Origin of the sequence: Pseudomonas sp. Pseusp97 (assembly GCF_047304025.1) — a bacterium.
GTDB lineage: Bacteria > Pseudomonadota > Gammaproteobacteria > Pseudomonadales > Pseudomonadaceae > Pseudomonas.
In genome coordinates, this window is sequence record NZ_JBGLYK010000126.1 from 1 (window position 1) to 16321 (window position 16321).

General features: G+C 67.8%; 20 protein-coding genes. 8 read left to right on the top strand and 12 right to left on the bottom strand.

Going from position 1 to position 16321, the window contains the following annotated elements; all coding sequences use genetic code 11:
- From ACCC94_RS19180 to ACCC94_RS19190, 3 genes are all read right to left on the bottom strand, one after another.
- Positions 1-196, bottom strand: a 196-nt coding sequence (locus ACCC94_RS19180; RefSeq protein ID WP_413351084.1) for a hypothetical protein, incomplete at its 3' end; no start/stop codon positions are given.
- Positions 197-289: 93 nt separating this feature from the next.
- Positions 290-613 (bottom strand): antibiotic biosynthesis monooxygenase family protein, encoded by a 324-nt coding sequence (locus tag ACCC94_RS19185; RefSeq protein WP_138522940.1) that lies wholly within the window; start codon positions 611-613, stop codon positions 290-292.
- On the bottom strand, positions 610-1368 hold the full coding sequence (locus ACCC94_RS19190; protein ID WP_413351085.1) for a CTP synthase: 759 nt from the start codon (positions 1366-1368) through the stop codon (positions 610-612). Before ACCC94_RS19190 ends, ACCC94_RS19185 begins: the two co-directional genes overlap by 4 nt.
- A 107-nt stretch (positions 1369-1475) precedes the next feature.
- Here ACCC94_RS19190 and ACCC94_RS19195 point away from each other — a divergent pair, with 107 nt between their 5' ends.
- Positions 1476-2348: a LysR family transcriptional regulator gene (locus ACCC94_RS19195; RefSeq protein ID WP_413351086.1), complete on the top strand. Its 873-nt coding sequence runs from the start codon at positions 1476-1478 to the stop codon at positions 2346-2348.
- Positions 2349-2389: 41 nt separating this feature from the next.
- On the opposite strand, the gene ACCC94_RS19200 is transcribed toward ACCC94_RS19195, so the two are convergent.
- Positions 2390-2764 carry a hypothetical protein gene (locus ACCC94_RS19200; RefSeq protein ID WP_088417207.1) on the bottom strand — a complete coding sequence of 125 codons (375 nt, stop codon included), beginning with the start codon at positions 2762-2764 and terminating at the stop codon, positions 2390-2392.
- A gap of 227 nt (positions 2765-2991) precedes the next feature.
- Between ACCC94_RS19200 and ACCC94_RS19205 the strand changes: the two genes are divergently transcribed.
- Positions 2992-3318, top strand: a complete 327-nt coding sequence (locus ACCC94_RS19205; protein WP_413351087.1) for an I78 family peptidase inhibitor — start codon at positions 2992-2994, stop codon at positions 3316-3318.
- Between the two features lie 61 nt (positions 3319-3379).
- On the opposite strand, the gene ACCC94_RS19210 is transcribed toward ACCC94_RS19205, so the two are convergent.
- Positions 3380-3637: a hypothetical protein gene (locus ACCC94_RS19210; RefSeq protein WP_413351088.1), complete on the bottom strand. Its 258-nt coding sequence runs from the start codon at positions 3635-3637 to the stop codon at positions 3380-3382.
- A gap of 112 nt (positions 3638-3749) precedes the next feature.
- Complete coding sequence (locus tag ACCC94_RS19215; protein ID WP_413351089.1) at positions 3750-4673, bottom strand: LysR family transcriptional regulator; 924 nt, start codon at positions 4671-4673, stop codon at positions 3750-3752.
- A 125-nt stretch (positions 4674-4798) separates the two neighbouring features.
- Here ACCC94_RS19215 and ACCC94_RS19220 point away from each other — a divergent pair, with 125 nt between their 5' ends.
- Entirely contained in the window at positions 4799-5572 is a 774-nt protein-coding gene (locus ACCC94_RS19220) for a 3-oxoacyl-ACP reductase family protein (protein ID WP_413351090.1), read from the top strand.
- A gap of 31 nt (positions 5573-5603) precedes the next feature.
- On the opposite strand, the gene ACCC94_RS19225 is transcribed toward ACCC94_RS19220, so the two are convergent.
- Together ACCC94_RS19225 and ACCC94_RS19230 are read right to left on the bottom strand one after the other, a co-directional pair.
- A complete protein-coding gene (locus tag ACCC94_RS19225; RefSeq protein WP_413351091.1) occupies positions 5604-6692 on the bottom strand; it encodes an FUSC family protein in 1089 nt (362 codons plus the stop codon).
- A gap of 74 nt (positions 6693-6766) precedes the next feature.
- Entirely contained in the window at positions 6767-8206 is a 1440-nt protein-coding gene (locus ACCC94_RS19230; RefSeq protein ID WP_413351092.1) for an ArnT family glycosyltransferase, read from the bottom strand.
- A 117-nt stretch (positions 8207-8323) separates the two neighbouring features.
- On the opposite strand from ACCC94_RS19230, the gene ACCC94_RS19235 reads away from it, so the two are divergent.
- Positions 8324-9397 (top strand): metallophosphoesterase, encoded by a 1074-nt coding sequence (locus ACCC94_RS19235; protein WP_413351093.1) that lies wholly within the window; start codon positions 8324-8326, stop codon positions 9395-9397.
- A 74-nt stretch (positions 9398-9471) separates the two neighbouring features.
- Positions 9472-11535 carry a putative bifunctional diguanylate cyclase/phosphodiesterase gene (locus tag ACCC94_RS19240; RefSeq protein WP_413351094.1) on the top strand — a complete coding sequence of 688 codons (2064 nt, stop codon included), beginning with the start codon at positions 9472-9474 and terminating at the stop codon, positions 11533-11535.
- Positions 11536-11543: 8 nt separating this feature from the next.
- On the opposite strand, the gene ACCC94_RS19245 is transcribed toward ACCC94_RS19240, so the two are convergent.
- Complete coding sequence (locus ACCC94_RS19245; protein WP_413351095.1) at positions 11544-12404, bottom strand: LysR family transcriptional regulator; 861 nt, start codon at positions 12402-12404, stop codon at positions 11544-11546.
- 123 nt (positions 12405-12527) lie between these two features.
- On the opposite strand from ACCC94_RS19245, the gene ACCC94_RS19250 reads away from it, so the two are divergent.
- From ACCC94_RS19250 to ACCC94_RS19260, 3 genes are read left to right on the top strand one after another with little or no spacing between them, the layout of a single operon-like run.
- Positions 12528-13163 carry an ankyrin repeat domain-containing protein gene (locus tag ACCC94_RS19250; RefSeq protein ID WP_413351096.1) on the top strand — a complete coding sequence of 212 codons (636 nt, stop codon included), beginning with the start codon at positions 12528-12530 and terminating at the stop codon, positions 13161-13163.
- Between the two features lie 25 nt (positions 13164-13188).
- The gene (locus tag ACCC94_RS19255) at positions 13189-13644 is read left to right on the top strand and encodes a nucleoside deaminase (protein ID WP_413351097.1); all 456 of its coding nucleotides are present in this window, start codon (positions 13189-13191) and stop codon (positions 13642-13644) included.
- Positions 13645-13652: 8 nt separating this feature from the next.
- Complete coding sequence (locus tag ACCC94_RS19260; RefSeq protein WP_413351101.1) at positions 13653-14861, top strand: CynX/NimT family MFS transporter; 1209 nt, start codon at positions 13653-13655, stop codon at positions 14859-14861.
- Between the two features lie 198 nt (positions 14862-15059).
- Here the strand turns inward: ACCC94_RS19260 and ACCC94_RS19265 are convergent, their stop codons facing one another.
- From ACCC94_RS19265 to ACCC94_RS19275, 3 genes are all read right to left on the bottom strand, one after another.
- A complete protein-coding gene (locus tag ACCC94_RS19265) occupies positions 15060-15260 on the bottom strand; it encodes a hypothetical protein (RefSeq protein ID WP_413351098.1) in 201 nt (66 codons plus the stop codon).
- A 117-nt stretch (positions 15261-15377) separates the two neighbouring features.
- Positions 15378-15572, bottom strand: a complete 195-nt coding sequence (locus tag ACCC94_RS19270; protein ID WP_413351099.1) for a hypothetical protein — start codon at positions 15570-15572, stop codon at positions 15378-15380.
- A gap of 266 nt (positions 15573-15838) precedes the next feature.
- Positions 15839-16321: TolC family protein (locus ACCC94_RS19275; RefSeq protein ID WP_413351100.1), on the bottom strand; the 483-nt coding region annotated here is incomplete at its 5' end.

Consider the following 16321-nt stretch of genomic DNA (forward strand, 5'->3'; position numbering starts at 1 on the left):
GGGCAGTGTCGCCCAGCGGCAGGCCGTGGCGCTGCAGCAGCCGCGCCATGCGCAGGCCGGTCTGGCGCTCCAGTCGCGCCAGCAGGAGCATCGAAGAGGCGCCTTCGGGCAGTTGCTCGGCCAGGCCGAGGAAGAAGTTCTCGCCGCGGACTTCGCCCAGGTAGGCGGCCTGCAGTTCACTGGCTTGTCGGTGCATGCGTCGGTCCCCCTTTGCTGAATGGGGACCAGCCTAGACGAAGTGCGCCGGGCATCGAACCCGGCGTGTCGTGTCTGGGCCAGAACGGGTCGCTCAGCGTTCGAAACCGTATTCGCGTTCGACCCGGCTGATGCGCACCCGGAAGGCGCTGTACCAGTCGCGGCGGCCGGCCTGCTGGGCCATGCGATGTTCGGCCTGCTGCTTCCACTGGCGGATGGCGGCCTCATCGCGCCAGTACGACACGGTGATGCCCAGACCGTCGGCGCCACGGGCCGATTCGACGCCGAGGAAGCCGTCCTGCTGCGCCGCCAGTTCCAGCATGCGCTCGGCGGTGGCGCCGTAGCCCTCGTCCAGTTCGGTGCGGTAGGAAGTGAAGGTCACGGCGTAGTAGGGCGGTTGCGGTGTGCTGGCGATCATGCGGGGCTCCCTGCCTGGATGGGTTCTGGGATGGACACTCGATTCGATGCGTGACGGAACGCGGCGCACAGCAGCGCTTCGGCGACGGGCACGGCGATGCCGGCCAGGGCCTTGCGTTCGGGCTGGAACAAGGTGGCGACGAAGAACGGATGGTCGGTGGCCTCCAGCGCGCGGATGCTGCCGTCCTCGCCATGGGCACAGGCGCGCAGCGAGCCGCCGAACAGCTCGTCCTGGAACTCCGGGTTCACGCCATAGCTGCAGCGATAGCCCTCGCGAATCTCCGGCAGCCCATAGAGGGCAGCGAGATGCGAGCCAGGGGTGAGACGGATGGTTTCGCTGACTTCCACCAGCGAACAGGGCAGGGCATGGACCACCGGGCGAGTGGCTTGCGGGTCCATCTCGGCGTGGGCTGCATCGCTCCAGCCAAGGACGTTGCGGGCGCGCTCCAGCAGGGCATGCTGGAAGCCGCCGCAGGTGCCGAGGAAGGGCACCTCGTTCTCGCGAGCAAAGGTGATGGCGCGCAGCGCGCCCTCGGTGCTCCGGTAAGGGCTGCCGGGGATGCACCAGAAGCCGGAGTAGGGCTCCAGGTCCAGGCCCTGGGCGAGACGCGGGGTATCCAGCCAGTCCACGCGCAGGGTGCCCGAATGCGGCAGCAGCGATTGCTGCAGGGCCAGGGGAATCGCCCAGTGGGCGGTGACGCGGCTGTCGCGGTCGCCGATCAGGCCGATGCGCAGTGCTTTACGACGTTTTCCCATGCTTGGTTCCCCCGGCGTCGTGGCCCATTGGCGGGCCCATGGGAGGCAATTTATAGTTGCGCAGGTGCAATCGAAAATGGGCGGTTGCGCAACCTTGGAGTGCATCGATGCAATACCGTCTGGAATACGCCGATCTCGCCCTGGTGCTGGCGTTGGTGCGCGGGGGCAGCCTTGCGCGCGCCGCGGAATTGCTCGAGGTAGACGTCTCCACCGTGTTCCGTGCGGTGCGCCGGCTGGAAAAGGCGCTGGGCACCGCGCTGTTCGAGAAAGGCCGCAACGGCTACCTGGCCACCGCCACCGCACAGCAGCTGGCGACCCAGGCGGAACTGGCCGAGCAGGCGCTGGAGGCCGCGCGCCTCGGCCTGGAGCAGGGCCACGATGTGCTCAGCGGCACCGTGCGCCTGACCTGTTCGGATACGGTGCTGCAGGGTTTGCTGCTGCCCGCCCTGGCGCGCTTCATGAAGCGCTACCCGGCGTTGAACCTGGAACTGACCACTTCCAACGCCTTCGCCAACCTCAGCCGCCGCGATGCCGACATCGCCCTGCGCCTGACCAATGCGCCGCCGGAGCATCTGGTCGGACGCAAGCTGGGCGAGGTGCACTACGTCCTCTGCGCGCACCGCGATTACCTGGCCGAACAGGGCGACCGACCCTGGCAGGAAATGAGCTGGATCGCCCCGGACGACTTCCTGCCCGACCACTCCAGCGTCGCCGGGCGCCGCCAGGCGTTCCCCACGGTACTGCCGGCCTATCGCTGCAACAGCATGCTGTCGGTGCTCGACCTCTGCCGCGCGGGGCTGGGGCTGGCTGCGCTGCCGGCATTCCTGCTGCGCCCGGACGACGGGTTGCAGGTGCTGGAGCCGGAACTGCCCGGCTGCACCATCCATCTCTGGCTGCTGACCCGTCCAGACTGCCGGGCCCTGCGGGCGGTGGTGACATTGTTCGAGGAGTTGGCCGGGAGCATTCGCCTGCCCGCCTGAATGCAAAGACCCCGCTCGCGAGCGGGGTCTTCTGGTGGCGCTTACCAGTGACGGTAGTGGCCCGGCGGGCCGTAGTAGCCGGGGCCGTAATAGCGCGGCGGACCATAGTAGCGGGGCGGGCCGTAGTAACGCGGGCCGGGCACCACCACCACCGGGCGGTAGACCGGCTGGTAAACCGGTTGGTAGACCGGCACCGGCTGGTAGTACACCGGTGGCGGCGGGTAATAGGCCACCGGTGGCGGCGGAGCGTAATAGGGCGCCGGCGCGGGTTGCGACCCGGCGACCACTGCACCCCCGACAACGGCACCGACCACGGCGCCTATCGCGGCGGCGTCGGTATTGCTGTTGGCCGCGGCCTGGCCGGCGAGGGCGAGGCCAGCGCAGAGCAGGGCGATCTGGGGGAGACGGTGAAGCATGATGCACCTCCTGAGGAACCCGGCGTGGAACCAGGTATCTATGAGACATCGGCCTCGAACGAATCGTAACGCCGCCGGTGTAAAGGTTGTGTAAATGGCGCCGTACGGCTCTGCCACGGGCCCTGCATGTATCAGCCTGCAATACATCCATCGCGCTGCCGCAGCCTTCTGGCTGGTAAGGTGGCGCCTTTCGCGTTTTTTTCCACGAAGAACCAGGGAGACCTTTCATGCCCTTGAACCGAGTGACCTTGCTGTCGCTTCTCGCTGTCGCCGCGCTTGCCGGTTGCAGTTCCAAGGATTCCTCGTCCGATGCCGCCCAGCCGGCCGCGGACGACTCGCCGGCCCTGACCGGCACCTGCAACGCCAAGGCGGTGCAGTCGATCGTCGGCAGGATCGTCAACCCGACGCTGACCGAGGAAGCCCGCCGCGACGCCGGCGCCAGCGTCGCTCGCGTGCTCACCCCGCACCAGCCGGTGACCATGGAATACAACTCGCAACGCCTGAACATCGACGTCGACGACAACCAGGTGGTGAAGCAGGTCTCCTGCGGCTGAGCCTGGCGCCGCCCATGAAAAAGCCCCGCCTGTGCGGGGCTTTTTGTTATCCAGCCAGGTCTCAGCGGTTGGCAGGCTTCTTGATCACGCGCAGCGCCTGGCTCGACTGGTTGACGCACTCCTTGTAGTCGCCGGCCTTTTTCGCCGCCTCGGCCTTGGCGAGGTACTCGTGGACTGCATTGACCTTCACGCCGGTGGCGTTGGGGCTGGCGGTCTTGAGGAAGTCGTTGATCTGCTGCAGGTTACCGTCGCACAGCGCGCTGTCGGCGAAGGCGGGTACGGAAAACGCCATGGCCAGAAGCAGGGCATACTTTTTCATCCAGGTTCTCCTCGATTCTCGATGCGCAAGCCCTGGGACTTCGAAGCTTGCCAAGTGTCGACCCGCTTCGCCCCCGCAAGATTCATTTCAATTTCCGCAAGACAGCTTCTCATCAGAGCGCACTGAAGCGCCGGTCCAGCGCGTGCTGGCGGAAATGCTCCATCACGCAATCGACGAATACCCGCGTCTTCGCGGGCAGCAGCTTTTGCGCGGCATAGTAGATCGCGGTGTTGCCGGCATCCACGTACCAGTCCGGCAGCACCCGCAGCAGTCGCCCGCTGTCGAGGTACGGCACGGCGTGTTGCATGCTCACCAGGGTCACGCCCAGCCCCATCAGTGCAGCGACGCAAGCGGCCTCCGGGTCGCTGAAGGTCATGCGCTCCTTCAGGGCTATCGGCGCCTGGGCCTGCTGGCGGTTGGTCAGTGGCCAGGGCCGCACGCGGCCGGTCTGCGGCGAGCGGATGCGGATGCCGTCATGGCTGGGCAGGTCGGACGGGTAGCGGATCGCCGGGCGGCTCTCCAGGTACGCCGGGGACGCCAGCAGTACCAGGTGCGCCGGGCTCAGCTTGCGCGCCACCACGCCGGGCGGCAGCTCGAAGCCGCCGCCGATGGCCGCGTCGAAGCCTTCGGCGATGAGGTCGACCTGGCGGTTGTCGAAGTGCCAGTCCGGACGGATCGCCGGGTAGCGCCCGAGGAAATCGCCCAGCAGCGGCAGGATGTAGTCGCGGCCGAATACCAGCCCCATGCTCACCTTCAGCATGCCGCTGGGCTGGCCGTCGGCGCTGGCCAGGTTGGCGATGGCGCTCTGCAGGCTGGCCAGGCCGCCGCTGGCCTCGTCGAGAAATCGCTCGCCGGATTCAGTCAGGGCCAGGCTGCGGGTACTACGCTGGAACAGCCGCACGCCCAGGTTGTTCTCCAGCCGCGCCACGTTCTTGCTCACCGCCGCCGGAGTCAGCCCCAGGCGCCGCGCGGCGGCGGCGAAACTGCCGGCCTCGGCGCTGCGGACGAAGCATTCGATACTGATCAGGCTTTCCATGGGTGGTATTCCGGACGTTTGGTATCGACTGAATATAGCGATTACTGGCTACCGAGTAACGAGTGCGAGAGGGAAACTGGCCCCGTCGAACTCACTCCCCCACCAAGATTCCCGGAGACACCGCAATGACCACCACACAGACCCACTCGTCCTCCACCTCGAAGCCGCTCGCCGGCAAAGTCGCTTTCGTACAGGGCGGTTCCCGCGGCATCGGCGCCGCCATCGTGCAGCGCCTCGCCGGCGAAGGCGCCGCCGTGGCCTTCACCTACGTCAGCTCGGCGCAGAAGGCCGAAGACCTGGCCGCCAGCATCGCAGCCGCCGGTGGTCGCGCCCTGGCGCTGAAGGCCGACAGCGGCGACGCAGCCTCGGTGCAACAGGCCATCGAGAACGCCGCGCAACACTTCGGCGGCATCGATATCCTGGTGAACAACGCCGGCGTGCTGGCCATCGCCCCGGTGGAAGAGTTCAGCCTGGAAGACCTCGACCGCACCCTGGCGGTGAACGTGCGCAGTGTCTTCGTCGCCACCCAGGCCGCCGCGCGGCACATGGGGCAGGGCGGGCGCATCATCACCATCGGCAGCACCAACGCCGACCGCATGCCCTTCGGCGGCGGCGCGGTGTATGCCATGAGCAAGTCGGCCATTGTCGGCCTGACCAAGGGCCTGGCCCGCGACCTCGGCCCGCGCGGCATCACCGTGAACAATGTGCAGCCCGGCCCGGTGGACACCGACATGAACCCGGCGGACAGCGACTTCGCGGCCTCTTTGATGGACCTGATGGCGGTCGGCCGTTATGGCCGCGCAGAAGAAATCGCCGCCTTCGTCGCTTACCTGGCCGGCCCGGAAGCCGGCTATATCACCGGTGCCAGCCTGACCATCGACGGCGGCTTCGGCGCCTGATCGACTCTTGATAAAAGCAGCGCGGCCGGGCTCAGGCCCGGTCGCGGCTGTGGATGTTCCAGTGCCTGGAGGTGGCGGCGAGTTTTTCCGAGAGCATCTCCACCTGTTCGTAGAGGCGCAGGGTGAGCCAGTAGAAGCCCTGCTTCTCGAAGGAATCGGTCAGGTTGTGCGGCCGCGCCGGCAGGTTGTCCAGGCCCTGGCAGGCCTGCACCAGCTTGCTGGTGCGGCTGAATTTCAAGGCATGGGCCGATTGCAGCAGCAGGCGGCCGATGATCTGCCGGTGCGCGTCGAGGCTGGCGGGTACCGGCTCTATCTCCCCGGCCTCGGCAGCGAACTGCCGCGAGGCGATCAGCGACTCCAGGGTGCCCATGATCGCGCGATGGATGCGCTGGATGATCTCCAGCTCGCGCAGCGGCATCGCGGTCTCCTTCGATACCGGCCCCAGGTGCGCGCGGGAGGCCACCAGGCGGTGGTCCAGCTCCTCCAGCTGGCGGGCGAAATGCTCGGCGGTGAAGTCGTGGTTGGATGACAGCTGGCCGTACATCCGCGCGCAGGCCCGCAGGTTGTCCGACAGCAGGTAGCGCCAGACGTAGACCGCCCGCAACGGGTAGATTTGCGAGAACAGCAGGGCCACGGCGACACCGATCAGCACGTTGGCCGACCGCCACAATCCTTCGGTGAAGCCGGTTTCACCGGGGCCGGCGACGATGCACATCGTGATCCCGGCCAGCAGCGCGACGTAGCCGGGGCGGCGGATCGCATAGAAGGCCGAAGCCGCGCCCAGCAGCGACATCACCAGGTAGGTCAGGGTGAGCGAACGGCTCTGGTCGTAGATGGCGATCACGCACAACCCGAGCGCCGCCCCTACCAGCGTGCCCATCACCCGCTCATAGGACTTGCCGCGAATCGTGCCCTGGTGCACCAGCCCGCCCATCACCACCAGCACCGTCACCGAGGCCCAGAGACCGTGGGGCAGCTTCAGCGCGCTGGTCAGCAGCATCGAGGCGAGCAGCGCGAGGCCGACGCGCACGCAGTGGATCCAGGCGGCGTAGCGGTAGCGGGTATAAGGGTTGGCCAGGCGGCGGAACGGCAGGGTGAGGATCGAGGGTTGCTTCGCCAAGGGAAGCGGCTCCTGTGCGGGCGGTGGCGATGCAGCAAGGTTAGCCGCTTCCGGCTGGCAGGGGCGGCCTTGAGTCAATCTCCTGGGTACTGCTGGCCGACGAAGTAGTAGTCGCGCTCGCCCACGCGGAAGTGCTGCAGCACGCCCAGCGGGGCCTGTGGCACGGTTTCGCTTTCCAGCAGGGCGATATGTTCGCCCGGCTGGCTCAGGAAGGCCGTCAGCTCCTCGCGGGTCTGCAGCGCCGGCAGCAGGCTGCGACTGTAGAACACGCCGGCGCCGGCCAGCCGCTCGCTGGGCTGGAACAACGCCACCTGGCGGCCGGCCATCTGGTGCTGGCGGATTCGCTCGGTCAGCGGCAGGAAGGATTCCCGCTGGTCGGCGCGGGGCTCGATCCAGATCGCGTAGGCCAGGTAGCAGGCGGGAACCAGCAGCGCCACGGCCAGGGCGGCGCCGCGCGCCCAGCGCGAAGCGCGGGCGTACCAGGCTGGCAGGAACAGATGGGTGTATTCGGCGGCGATCACAGCTGCTGCCGGAGCCAGCGCCATCAGGTAGACCATGCGCTTGCTGGAAGCGAGAGTGAGCAGGGCGAACTGAGCGGCCAGCCACAGGCAGAAGAACAGCAGGTAACGGTCCTTCGCCAGGCGTTTGCGGAAATGCCAGAGGCCGAGGTAGAGCAGGATGTTCCACGGCAGGAAGGCCTGGGGCAGGCGCACCATGTAGTAGTAGAAGGGTTCGAAGTGCCCGGCCTCGCTGAACGAGCCACTGAAGCGCCCGACACTGTTGGTCCAGAGGATTTCCTGCAGGGCCGCGCCGCCACCGTCGCGGTAGAGGAACAGCAGCCAGGCCAGCAGCGGCAACAGACCGGGCAGCGTCCACAGCAGCGGTCGCAGCCAGGCGGGGACGTTCAGACGGCGCTGCGCCAGGCTGTCCCACAGCAGGCAGGCGAACACCACCACACCCGGCAGCGCCAGGCCCAGCACGCCCTTGCTCAGGGTGGAAAGGGCGATCCCGGCGGCGAACGCCAGCCAATGCCTCAGGTGCCCCGGTGGTTCGAGCCAGGCCTGCAGGAAGGACAACAGCGTCAGGGTCACGCCCAGGGTGAGCAGCGCGTCCTCGCCGACCTGGCGGGCGTTGGCCCAGAAGCTCGCCAGGGTCATCAGCATGAGCGCGGCGAGCAGCGCCAGCGTCGCGGGGCGGCCCAGGCGGCGCAGGGTGGTGTAGAGCAGCAGCACGCAGAACAAACCGGCGAACGCCGAGGCCAGTCGCACGGCCAGGGTGGTCGGGCCGAACAGGCGGATCGCGGCGACGTCCAGCCACAGGCTCAGCGGCGGCTTTTCCAGGAACGGCGCCCCGTTCAGGCGCGGCGTCACCCAATCCCGGTCAAGCTGCATCTCCATCGCGATGCCGGCCACCCTGGGCTCGGTGGAGCCCTGCAACTGGTGATTGCCCAGGGCGCAGAAGAACAGCAGGCCGCCGAGGAAGAGCAGGAGGATGAGGTGGCGGCGCAGAGGCATGGCGGGTCCGGGACGGGTCTTGTTGCCTGCATGTATAGGCGACATTTCGTTAACGCGGAATTAACCTTCGCGGTGCTTCACTGCGACCCTCGCCCGGTATTCCCCCTGGGGGTCGCCATGTCTGCCCGTCTGCCTGGTCCGCGCTCTGCCTCCGCTTCCCGTTATCGTCGTCGACACCTGCTGCTGGCGCTGGCCGTGCTGATTCTGGTGGTCGGCTGTCTCGCCGGCTTCATGGTGCTGGTTCCGCCGCCACCCTACACGCCGCTGGCGGATCAGGATCCGTCGCGGGTGACCCTGCTGGCGCTGGGCGACCAGGGCAGCGGCGACCTGCAGCAATGGCGCGTGGCCGAGGGCATGGAGCGCGTCGCCGAGCATGAGGGCGGGGTGAACATGGTCCTGCTGCTGGGCGACAACTTCTACGGCAAGGCGTTGAGCGGGCTGAACGATCCGGCCTGGCAGCTCAAGTTCGAGCGCGTCTATCACGGCCCCTGGCTCAGCCGCGTGCCGTTCTACGCGGTGCTGGGCAATCACGATTACCCGGACTCCGCTGCCGTCGAACTCGACTACGCCAGCCGGCAGATGGGCTCCAGGCGCTGGCAGATGCCGGCGCCTTTCTATACCCGCGACTTTGGCGAAGTGCAGGGGCGCCCGCTGCTGCGCGTGGTGTTTCTGGATACCAATGCCGATGTCGACGGCCGCCAGCGTCAGGCGGACTTCCTGCAGAAGGCCTTCGCCGCGCCCGGCCCCGCACCGCTATGGAAGATGGTGGTGGCGCACCATGCCATGCGCAGCAGCGGCGGCAAGCACGGGGACGACGCCAAGCGGCTGCGGCAATTGCTGCCGGCGATGCAGCGCAGCGGCGTGGACCTGTACCTGTCCGGCCATGAGCACAACCAGGAGGTGATCGTCCGCCCCGGCGAGCCGGCCTGGGTGGTGTCCGGTGGCGGCGGCCAGACCCTCGACGGGATCAGGCCCGGTACGCCGGGCGATGGCACGCTGTTCGCCGCCGAGCAGCATGGTTTCGTGCGGTTGGCCTTCGATGCCAAGGGATTGCAGCTGGCCTATTACGACCCGCAGGGACATCGCGAACAGGGCTTCCTCTGGGCGCGGGCCTGTCCGGGGACGGCCGAGGGCTGCCTGAAGCAGGATGGCGGGGAAAACTTGGCGACGAACAGGGCAACTGGCCAGTAGTTGAAGCCTGGGTGTTTCGCTAGAATTCCGGACTTTTGTGCGCAGGGATCGCGCGAGTCCCTCTGAGAGCCCCCATGCTTGCCGGTAGCTACGATCCCGCCCTGGTCCTGATTTCGCTGTGCGTCGCCGTGCTGGCGTCCTACACCGCCCTGGACCTGGCCGGGCGCATCGCGACCACCCTTGGCTGGCCGGTGCTGCTGTGGATCGGCGGCGGCGGGGTGGCGATGGGCATCGGCGTGTGGTCGATGCACTTCATCGGCATGCTCGCCTTCAGCCTGCCCATCCCGCTGGGCTATGACCTCACCCTGACGCTGCTGTCGCTGGCCATCGCCGTGCTCAGCTCGGGCTTCGCCCTGGCGCTGGCCAGCCAGGACCGCCTGCCGCTCTGGCAACTGCTCTGTGGTGCGCTGGCCATGGGCACGGGCATCAGCTGCATGCACTACCTGGGCATGCACGCGATGCTGATGCAGCCGGGCATCGACTACGACCCGACGCTGTTCGGCCTGTCCCTGCTGATCGCCGTGCTGGCTTCCGGCGCCGCCCTCTGGATCGCCCACCGCCTGCGCCGGAACATGCCTTACGTACGCCTGGCGCGCGCCGGCGCGGCGCTGGTGATGGGCGTGGCCATAGTCGGCATGCACTACACCGGCATGGCCGCCGCGCGCTTTCCCGAGGGCAGCTTCTGTGGCGCATCCCCCAGCGGGTTGAACAGCGACTGGCTGGCGCTGCTGATCATCATCGTCACCCTGGCGGTGATCGGTATCGCGCTGCTCACCTCGGTGCTGGATGCGCGCCTGGAGGCGCGCACGGCGCAGCTCGCCTCGTCCCTGGCGCATGCCAACCAGGAGCTGACCCAGCTTGCCCTGCACGACAACCTCACGCGCCTGCCCAACCGCATCCTGCTGGAGGACCGCATCGAGCAGATGATCGGCAAGGTGCAGCGCAGCGGCGGGCATTTTGCGCTGATGTTCCTCGATCTCGACGGCTTCAAGCCGGTCAACGACGCCTTCGGCCACCACGTCGGCGACCTGTTGCTCAAGGCGGTGGCCCAGCGTCTGCGCGACAGCCTGCGCAGCGAAGACACCGTGGCGCGTATCGGCGGCGACGAGTTCGTGGTGCTGGTCGAACTGGCTGACGCCGAGGACGCGGTGACGGTCGCCGGGCAGCAGATCAGCCTGCTGGCCCAGCCGTTCCATATCGCCGGGCAGGAGCTGCGCATCGCCGCCAGCCTCGGCATCGTGGTCTATCCCGGCGACGGTGCCAGCCAGCACGAGCTGCTGCGCAACGCCGACGCGGCGATGTACCACGCCAAGGGCAACGGCAAGAACGGCTACAGCTTCTTCGAGCAGTCGATGAACACCAACGCGCGCAACCATCTGCAGTTGCTGCACGACTTGCGCGCGGCGCTGGAGCGCCGCGAGTTCATCCTGCATTACCAGCCCAAGTTCGCCGCCAGCGGCGAGCCCATCGGCGCCGAGGCGCTGCTGCGCTGGCAGCATCCGCAACGCGGCCTGCTGATGCCCGATACCTTCATCGCCCTCGCCGAGCGCACCGGGCTGATCATCCCCATTGGCGACTGGGTGCTCGACGAGGCCTGCCGGCAGATGCGCCAGTGGTACCTGCAGGGCCATGAAGGCTGGCGCGTGGCGGTGAACCTCTCGGCGCTGCAGTTCTGCCATGCGGCGCTGGTGCAGTCGGTGGCCGACGCGCTGCAGCGCCACCAGTTGCCGGCGCGCTGTCTGACCCTGGAGATCACCGAGACCACCGCCATGCGCGATGCCGACTCCAGCCTGGAAATCCTCGGCAGGCTGTCGGACATGGGCGTGGACCTGTCCATCGACGACTTCGGCACCGGCTACTCCAGCCTGCTGTACTTGAAACGCCTGCCGGCCAACGAGCTGAAGATCGACCGCGGCTTCGTCCGCGACCTGGAGCAGGACAGCGACGACGCGGCCATCGTCTCGGCCATCGTCGCGCTGGGCCAGGCGCTGGATCTGCGCATCGTCGCCGAAGGGGTGGAAACCTCCGGGCAGCAGAACTTCCTCACCCGCCTGGGTTGCGACTCGCTGCAGGGCTTTCTGCTCGGCAAGCCGGTGGCGGCCGAACACTTCCTCGAGCGCCTCGGCGCTCAGGCCTGAGCCCGGCGTTACGGGGCTACGGTGGCCAGCTGCGCGCACAGCTCGCGCAATTGCTCGCACAGGCTGCGCCCGGCGCTGCCCAGTTCCGGGCGCGCATAGAGCGCCAGCTCCAGTCCCTCGATGGGAGCGAAGCCTTCCTCGGCGGTCAGCACGCGGTGGCCCTCATGGCGCCCGCGCAAAGGCAGCAGGCTGACGCCCATACCCGCCGCCACCGCTGCGGATAGACTCGCCAGGCTCGCGCTGCTGTAGCTGATGCGCCAGCGCCGGCCGCTGGCTTCCAGGGCGTGGATCATCTCCTGGCGATACAACGCCCCCAGCGGGAACACCACCAGCGGCAGCGGGTCACGCGCGGCGGCGGGAGTGGCGGCGCTGTCCTGCCAGGCCAGGGGTTCGGGCCAGTGCGCCAGGCAGTCGGCGTCCGCGCCCCATTGCTTGACCAGCGCCAGGTCCAGCTCGCCGCTGCGGTACTGGCGCAGCAGCTCCTGGCTGAGCCCGCTGGAGACCTCCAGGCGCAAGCGCGGACGCTCCGCGCTGAAGGCCGCCAGCAGCGGCATCATCCGTTCGCCGGCGAAGTCCTCCGGCATCCCCAGGCGCAGTACGCCCTCGCTGTGCTCGCTGCTCAGCGCCTCGCGCGCCTGCGAGCCGAGTTCGAGGATGCGCCGCGCGTAGCCCAGCAGCCGTTCGCCCTGCTCGGTGGGCAGCACCTGGCGCTGGCTGCGGTCGAGCAGGCGGCAGTCCAGGCTCTGCTCCAGCCGCAGGATCTGCTGGCTGACGGTGGACTGGGTGAGGTGCAGCAGCTCGGCGGCGCGGGTGAAGTTGCCGGCATCCACCACCATGACGAAGCTGCGCAGCAGGTTGGGATCAATCATTGCGATATCCACTGAAAGTCATGTTTCTATTTAATTTCAGCATAGAACCTCCCTTCGTCATACTGCCTTGGCTCATTGATAGAGACTGATTCGAGGCACGACAGCCATCACGGGGGAGCGCCCATGGATATGCCGACTGTTCAGACCGAGGACGTGCACAGCCGCGCCGCCGCGCAAGCCTTGCTCAATGCCGCCAGCGAAGGTGACTCAGCCGAGGTCGCGGCGCTGCTGGGGCGCGGCGTACCGGTGGATGTGACCGATGGGCAGGGCAATACGCCGCTGCTGCTGGCCACCGCCCGCGACCGCGTGGATGTCGCTCGGCTGCTGGTCGCCGCTGGCGCCGACGTCAACCGGCAGAACCGCCTCCACGACAGCGCCTTCCTGCTGGCCGGCGCGTCGGGGCACCTGGACATACTCCGCCTGACGCTGGCCCACGGCGCCGATCTGCGCAGCACCAACCGCTATGGCGGCACGGCGCTGATTCCGGCCTGCGAGCGCGGCTATGTGGAAGCGGTGGCGACGTTGCTCAAGGCCGGCGTCGATCCCGATCACGTCAACAAGCTGGGCTGGACCGGGCTGCTCGAAGCCATCCTGCTCAGCGACGGCGGCCCGCGTCACCAGGCCATCGTCAAACAACTCATAGAAGCCGGGGCGAACCTGAACCTGGCCGACAACGACGGCGTCACGCCGCTGCAACACGCCCGCCAGCGCAACCAGACCACCATCGCCAGGATGCTGGAAGCCGCCGGCGCGCATTGATCGAACCGATTCGCTGGAAACTGCCATGTCACACAAAGACTTCATGCGCGAGGCCCTGCAACTGGCGCGCGACAACATCGAGGCCGGCGGCCGCCCATTCGGCGCCGTGCTGGTCAAGGATGGCCGGGTGATCGCCCGCGCCGCCAACTCCATCCACGTGGACCTCGACCCCACTGCCCACGCCGAGCTGCTGGCGATCCGCCGCGCCTCGGCGGTGCTGGGCTCCTCGCGCCTGGACGGCTGCGTGATCTACGCCAGCGGCCACCCGTGCCCGATGTGCCTGGCGGCCATGCACCTCTGTGGTGTGGAGGGCGCGTACTTCGCCTATTCCAACGACGATGGCGAACCGTTCGGGCTGTCGACTGCCGCCGTGTACCAGCAGATGACCCAGCCGCCGCAGTGGCAGTCGGTGCCGCTGCGGCCGTTGCGTCCGGGCGGCGAAGAAGGTCTGTACCGCCATTGGCTGGAGCACCGCTCGTGAGCCGCGGCATGACGATGCCGGCGGAACGCGAAGCGGCCGCTCAGGGCAGCCACGCCGGCTGGATCGGTCTGCTGGTGATAGTCGCGCTGGGCATCAACCTGCGGCCGATCCTCACTTCCATCGGCCCGCTGCTGGCGGATATCCACGACGCCACCGGCCTGGGCTTCCAGGGCCTGTCGATGCTGACGGTGCTGCCGGTGCTGTGCATGGGCCTGTTCGCCCTGGGCCTGCCGTGGGTCGGCCCGCGCCTGGGCGAGAGCCGCGGCATGGTGCTCGGCCTGCTGGCCATTGGCGCGGCGTGCTTCTGGCGGCTGCTGCTGGACAGCGGCTTGGCCCTGATCGCCAGCGCGGTGCTGGCGGGCTGTGGCGTGGCGGTGATCCAGGCGTTCGTGCCGGGCGTGATCAAGCGCTGGTTCCCGCACAAGGTGCCGTCCGCCATGGGCCTGTACTCGGCCTCGCTGATGGCCGGCGGCGGCAGTGCGGCGGTGCTGGCGCCGGTGGTATCGGAGCACTTCCACCGCTGGCAGGACGGCCTCGGCGCCTGGCTGCTGCTGGCTGTCGTCGGGCTGCTGCTGTGGTCTGTCGCCCGCCCGCGCGAGACGCCGGTGGCCGCGCCGCCCAGGCAGAAGGTGCAGCACTATTTCGGCAGCCGCCGCGCCTGGCTGCTGGCCTTGTACTTCGGCCTGATCAATGGCGGCTACACCAGCATGGTGGCCTGGCTGCCGGTGTATTACCGCCAGCTCGCCTGGACGGCCCAGGCCAGCGGCCAGCTGATCGGCCTGATGACCATTTTCCAGGTGATCGCCGCGCTGACCATCCCGCTGCTGATCCGCCGTTCGCTGGATCGCCGCGGCTGGCTGTGCCTGTGCCTGCTGATCCAGCTCGCCGGTTTCGTCGGGCTGATCTGCGCGCCGCTGCACCTGCCGGGCATCTGGGTGGCGATGATCGGCTATGGCCTGGGCGCCTGCTTCGCCCTCAGCCTGACGCTGACCCTGGACCACCTCGCCGACGCCGGTGCGGCCGGGCGTCTGGCCGCCTTCGTGCAGGGTATCGGCTTCATCGTCACCGGCATCGTGCCCTATGTGACTGGCTGGCTGCGCGACAGCACCGGCAGTTTCCAGGCGTCCTGGATCCTGCTGGCGGTGTCGGTGGTGCTGATGCTGGGCGTGACCCTGCGCTTTTCGCCCAAGGGGTATGCGAAAGCGATGGAGCGGTAGCGGGGAATAAGCGTTTGCGGATGTCTATCGCGGACGGAGTCCGCTCCTACGCAGGCCTTCACCTTCCGTAGGAGCGGACTCCGTCCGCGATCGCTTTCAGGCTCCTGCAGGGCCAGATGGTAGGGCGCGTTATGCGCCCTACGGTCTGATTCGCCTCTACTGACTCCGTTCGCGATCGTTTTCAGGTGCGCGGCAGGGTCAGACCGAGGTCGCGATGTAGATGCGGTAGGTGATGATCGACAGCATGCTGAGCGTGCCGACCCACATCAGGAACACGCCCACCGGGCGATGACGCACAGTGAAGCCGATGCCCAGCATGAACATGCCGAAGACGATGATGCCGAGGGTGATGAAGAGGGACGTGGGGTCCAGCGGGATGAAATGGGCAGTGGCGTCCACGGCGTGTCCTTGTCTGAAAAGTCCGATATGGAAAGTTTAGGCCAGGGCGGGACCGAACTCCTTTGATCCCGGGCAAACCGGACCGGATCATAGCGGCCCGGGGCGCTCAGCCCAAGCTCAGGTCTCCAGCAGGAGCCGGCCCTTGCCGGTGAGTGCGAGCTGCAGGCCACGCAGTTCGGCGAATCCCAGGTGAATCAGCATCCGCTTCAGCCGAGGGTGGATGACCTCGCCGCGCCTGATTTCGAGGAGAAGCCGGCACAGCTCGGCGTCGCTGGAAGGGGGTGGGCTTCTCTCGACCTCGTTGTTGGGCACTGCGCGGCTTCCTTGATTCCTGGTGTCAGTGAATTCTGAATTCGAACCAGCTTCAGCTTATTTTCGTTTGCTATCGGAAAATACTGATCGATATCTAGGTTTCTGACAGATTCTGGAACCAGCGTGCTTCTGACCCTGCCTTCGTGCAAAAAGAAGGCGGTGGACGATGCCGTAGCGCTTTGTCGCAGGCATAAAAAAGCCCCACGGTCCGGAGCGTCAGACCGCAGGGCCAGAAGGTCGGGAGGTTCCCGACCGGGGAGGAACGATCAGGCCGCCGGCGTCGGCTGCCAGCCGCCGCCAAGGGCCTTGTAGATCGCCACGATGCCGCGATACACGTCCACTTCCGCCAGGGCCTGGGCGTCCTCGGCGGCCAGCTGTTCGCGCTCGGCGTCCAGCAGGTTGAGGAAGTCCACGGTGCCCTCGCGGTATTGCAGGCCGGCCTGCTCGGCGGCGTTGCGGCTGGCTTCGGACTGGCGCACCAGCGAGACCAGGCGCTGCTGGCGCTTGCCGTAGTCGCTGAAGGCGTTCGACGACTCTTCCAGGGCCAGCAGGACCTGCTGCTCGTAGGTCGCCAGGGCGCCGTCGGCGTCGGCCTTGGAGGCGCGCAGGCGAGCCCGCACGCTGCCCAGGTCGAAGGCGGCCCAGGTGATGCTCGGGGCGACGCCCCAGGCGCTGGCGGCGGAGGAACCGATCTGTGAGCCGCGGCCGGCGGTGTAGCCGAGGAAGCCGCCGACCTGTTCCCGAAAGTC

Bases quoted from the DNA above. Each gene is read 5' to 3' on its own strand.
- ACCC94_RS19185 (WP_138522940.1), bottom strand. From the start codon at position 613: ATGATCGCCAGCACACCGCAACCGCCCTACTACGCCGTGACCTTCACT.
- ACCC94_RS19250 (WP_413351096.1), top strand. From the start codon at position 12,528: ATGGATATGCCGACTGTTCAGACCGAGGACGTGCACAGCCGCGCCGCC.
- ACCC94_RS19220 (WP_413351090.1), top strand. From the start codon at position 4,799: ATGACCACCACACAGACCCACTCGTCCTCCACCTCGAAGCCGCTCGCC.
- ACCC94_RS19240 (WP_413351094.1), top strand. From the start codon at position 9,472: ATGCTTGCCGGTAGCTACGATCCCGCCCTGGTCCTGATTTCGCTGTGC.
- ACCC94_RS19190 (WP_413351085.1), bottom strand. From the start codon at position 1,368: ATGGGAAAACGTCGTAAAGCACTGCGCATCGGCCTGATCGGCGACCGC.
- ACCC94_RS19210 (WP_413351088.1), bottom strand. From the start codon at position 3,637: ATGAAAAAGTATGCCCTGCTTCTGGCCATGGCGTTTTCCGTACCCGCC.
- ACCC94_RS19195 (WP_413351086.1), top strand. From the start codon at position 1,476: ATGCAATACCGTCTGGAATACGCCGATCTCGCCCTGGTGCTGGCGTTG.
- ACCC94_RS19215 (WP_413351089.1), bottom strand. From the start codon at position 4,673: ATGGAAAGCCTGATCAGTATCGAATGCTTCGTCCGCAGCGCCGAGGCC.
- ACCC94_RS19255 (WP_413351097.1), top strand. From the start codon at position 13,189: ATGTCACACAAAGACTTCATGCGCGAGGCCCTGCAACTGGCGCGCGAC.
- ACCC94_RS19200 (WP_088417207.1), bottom strand. From the start codon at position 2,764: ATGCTTCACCGTCTCCCCCAGATCGCCCTGCTCTGCGCTGGCCTCGCC.
- ACCC94_RS19260 (WP_413351101.1), top strand. From the start codon at position 13,653: ATGACGATGCCGGCGGAACGCGAAGCGGCCGCTCAGGGCAGCCACGCC.
- ACCC94_RS19245 (WP_413351095.1), bottom strand. From the start codon at position 12,404: ATGATTGATCCCAACCTGCTGCGCAGCTTCGTCATGGTGGTGGATGCC.
- ACCC94_RS19235 (WP_413351093.1), top strand. From the start codon at position 8,324: ATGTCTGCCCGTCTGCCTGGTCCGCGCTCTGCCTCCGCTTCCCGTTAT.
- ACCC94_RS19205 (WP_413351087.1), top strand. From the start codon at position 2,992: ATGCCCTTGAACCGAGTGACCTTGCTGTCGCTTCTCGCTGTCGCCGCG.
- ACCC94_RS19230 (WP_413351092.1), bottom strand. From the start codon at position 8,206: ATGCCTCTGCGCCGCCACCTCATCCTCCTGCTCTTCCTCGGCGGCCTG.